Here is a 3,436-nt window from a genome sequence, read left to right as displayed (position 1 = left end):
GGTGATTACGCATACCGATCCGATCAGTGTGCCGGGATGGAGTGGGGCGGGTTACGTCGTTTTCGATCCTGCCAAAGGGGACGGGGCTTGGAGAATAGGTGGTGGGACGAATGGAGCTTACTTGATTGCTCTGGGATTGGTGTTGATTGCGGTGGCAATTTTCATCGGTATGTTTTTGCTGGGTGGGGCTGGATTGGGGGCTCTGGCTGCGATTGGGATAGGAAAGGTCTTAACGGCATTAAGTTTTTCTGGGGTGATGCTTGTGTCTGCGGGAGTTTCCCTGGCTAGTGGAAACTTGAGATCGTGTAGCAATTTTCTTGCGGTATCTCTTGCTGCTATGGTGTTTCTAGGTGGAGTGATATTTCCGGTGTTAGGTTCCATGGCGCTGATGCTTGGGGCCACGTTAGGGATGAATGATTTGACGGGGAGGGTATGTCGATGACTCGGAGGCGAAAATATGTTCCGTCGAAGTATATATTGATTGCCTGCTTTATTTTGGTTGCTGGAAATGTTGCTATTGCTGTATTTCAAGGAGAATTCAGCCAGAGAAGAATTGATTTAATTTTGTCGATATTGGGGTTCTTTGTTTTTCTAATGATTGTTGACTTTGTGGAGTACCTTTTTAAAAAAGATTGATCGTTATAGGCGGTTGGTTGGAAGGCGGCGCTATTCAGAATCTGTCGGATGCCGTTTCTTTTAGAATGAAGTTATTGGTCCGGCAATTGTGTTGTTGTGGCAGGAAGGTAAGAGAGAGGGTGGTACATGGATTTGGTTGGTTGCAAGTCTTGCCGCAGTCTCTGGTGCTGCCATGGAAAAGCTGAGTTGCTTTGGGGGTGATCGATTTGACAGGGAGGCCCTGTAGATGAATAGGATGAGATTCTATATTCCTACAAGGAGTGTGTTTTTTTGCATCCATGATTGTTGGTCATGTTATTTGTGTAATATATCAGGGTGAGTTTGGTCAGCGAATAATTGACTCTATGTTGGTGGTTGCAGGTGTATTTTTTCTATTTTTGATTTTTGGCGTTATAGAAGGATTATTTAAACAGGTTGCATGGGCATTCAGCGCGAGAGTCAAATAACGGGATCAGCAAGTAGCCTGGATGGAGCATAGCGGAATCCGGGGATTCCCGAAGGCTGCCCCACACGTCCCGGATTCCGCTGCGCTCCATCCAGGCTACTTTCTGGCTCTCCTACCGGAGGGGGAAATCACCGACCTCAGCCAACTGCCCGACACCATTCCGGCCTACCTGATCTCGGTCACCCCGGAACTGAAGGTGGACGGCGAGACGGTGCTCAGCGGTACGCCGATGCAACTGGGCGAGGATCTCGACTTCGTCTACACCCTGACCAATCCGGTCTACGGGACCCTGAGCTATCCGGGCAAGGTGGTGGCCGGCTCCTACCTGTCGGTGGCGATCATCGGCGGCAGCGTGGCGCCCGAAAAACTGACCGCGCTGAAGACGAAGCTGGAAGGGACTCAAACCACGCTCACCACGCAGGACCAAACACAGCTTGCGGCGCTCTCCCGGGAGGATATCCTGGGGGATATGTTCTACGCGGGGACGCTCGGTTACTTCGCCGAGAGTCAGGGATTGGCCCACGTGATGACGCTTCAGCAGAAGGCGCACATGCAGCAGCTGCCCTCCGGTGGCACCTACGGCTATGTGCCGCAGGTGGACTACTTCTGGGGGCTACCCAATGCGATCCGTACCGGCGGAATAGCGATGGACCTGGATGCGCTGAACATCACCGCGCAGACGGACGATGGGGCGAACAAGTTCAATCTGGTGTTCCAACTGGGGGCGCTCAGCTCGGCGCTGGAACATGCGATACCGGAGCAGATGTTTGTGACCGCGGACCATCCGGGGGAGGCGGTCTCCACGGTGAAGGCGCTGTCCAAGGCGCAGCAGCAGGGGCAGAAGATTTACCACATCACGCAGGCGAACCTTTCCACTGCATTGGCGGATATTCGGTTGGATAATGCCACCATTCAGGAGATCAAGGATGCCGTCGCAACGGGGAAGGAAGTGATTACGCATACCGATCCGATCAGTGTGCCGGGATGGAGTGGGGCGGGGTATGCGGTGTTTGATCCCGTCAAAGGCGATGGGGCGTGGAGAATTTCAGGAGGGGATAATGGGAGCTATATGGCTGGCCTGTTCTTTGGAATGTTGCTGTCTGTGCTTGCGGTGATGGCCATTTCATCTACTGGGGGGTTGGCTCTTCCGATATTGGCCTCGTTCTTATTGCACGCTGGATTATTTGAACTATTTGTTGTTGCAGATGCTTCTTCGTCTGGAATCGAAGGGAGTTGTTTCTTTGGAGGCCTGTTAGCAGGTTTGTCGGCGATATCGCTTGTGTTGATTCCATTATTCGGGAACCTTGAGGCTGTGATCGGCTCTGTAGTTACTGCTTTCGGTTATGGTGCTGTTCTTCTTGATCTTGATGGAACAAGAGAAGGCTGCGGACTTTGACGGATGAATGGATTTGTTTCATGATTCGAGACTCTGCTAGATATGGGTTGTTGGCGTTATATTTTATCGTGTATGGCATGTGGGAAATACACTTGTCGCTGCATGCTGAGGGTGATTCTATGGTAGAAGCTGCGCTGGGGGGTGTGTTTTTATTGGGAGGTTTATATTTTCTGTACGTGTGCTGGGTTAAGTTGAAGAGCAGTCAATGATATTTCAAATGTGGTGTGAAGTGGTCGAGGAAAACAATTGCTAAGACAGCCATTTCATATTCAAGCCCCGGTCTCTACCGCAGCCCCCTGCCCAAACGAGGGATTGCATTGTGCTTGGGGTTGCCACAGAAGGAATTGGAGCGGCTTTGTATGCAAATGCAAATCGATTGCATGGACATCCATCGCAAGAGTCAAATAACGGGATCAGATTATTCTGAATGCGTGTAATCCATTTCCTATCGATCCGTGGAGTGAGTGTCTCGGAATCGTCGGCGAGCGCTTCGACGAGATCGACGCCCTGATCCGCACCAAGGGCCTCGGCCCCACCATCGAACAGCGCCAGGCGCAGGCCCGCGGCCACTTCCGCCGCCACCTCGACCAGACCCTCGCCGACCTGGACGCCATCGACCGCGCCCCCACCCCCGGCGAACTGCTCACCGTGGTCCAGGCCGCCAAGGCACGCCTCGACGCCCTCCAGAGCGAACCGGCCCGCCAGCCCTTCGACCCCAACCAGCTCCCCTTCAAGGCGCGGGAGCCCAACCCCGACAACCGCCCCAAGGAGTCCCGATCCGACTTCATCCAGGCCGGCCTCTACTCGAATCCCCTGCCCAAACTGGCCGCCGTGGGCAACGTGCTGGATGCCTACGTATTCGACCAGCTCCCCGGCGCCTCCGACCCCGCCTATCTGGCCGGGAGCGACGAGGTGGTGCTGAGCGAGGCGATCCGTGCCCGGGCCGAGGCGCTGGAGTA

General features: G+C 54.0%; 1 protein-coding gene and 2 pseudogenes. All 3 read left to right on the top strand.

What is annotated here, in order from left to right; all coding sequences use genetic code 11:
* Positions 1-442, top strand: a pseudogene (locus ACYQ2W_RS25700) (hypothetical protein); the annotation flags it as partial.
* Between the two features lie 661 nt (positions 443-1,103).
* Complete coding sequence (locus ACYQ2W_RS25695) at positions 1,104-2,477, top strand: hypothetical protein (RefSeq protein ID WP_459873820.1); 1,374 nt, start codon at positions 1,104-1,106, stop codon at positions 2,475-2,477.
* 648 nt (positions 2,478-3,125) lie between these two features.
* Positions 3,126-3,436 (top strand): annotated as a pseudogene (locus ACYQ2W_RS25690) (transglutaminase domain-containing protein); the annotation flags it as partial.

It is taken from the genome of Endothiovibrio diazotrophicus, from assembly GCF_054657215.1.
This window is presented reverse-complemented; position numbering and strand designations above follow the sequence as displayed.

Coding starts and splice junctions, on each gene's coding strand:
- ACYQ2W_RS25695 (WP_459873820.1), top strand. CDS start 1,104: ATGGAGCATAGCGGAATCCGGGGATTCCCGAAGGCTGCCCCACACGTC.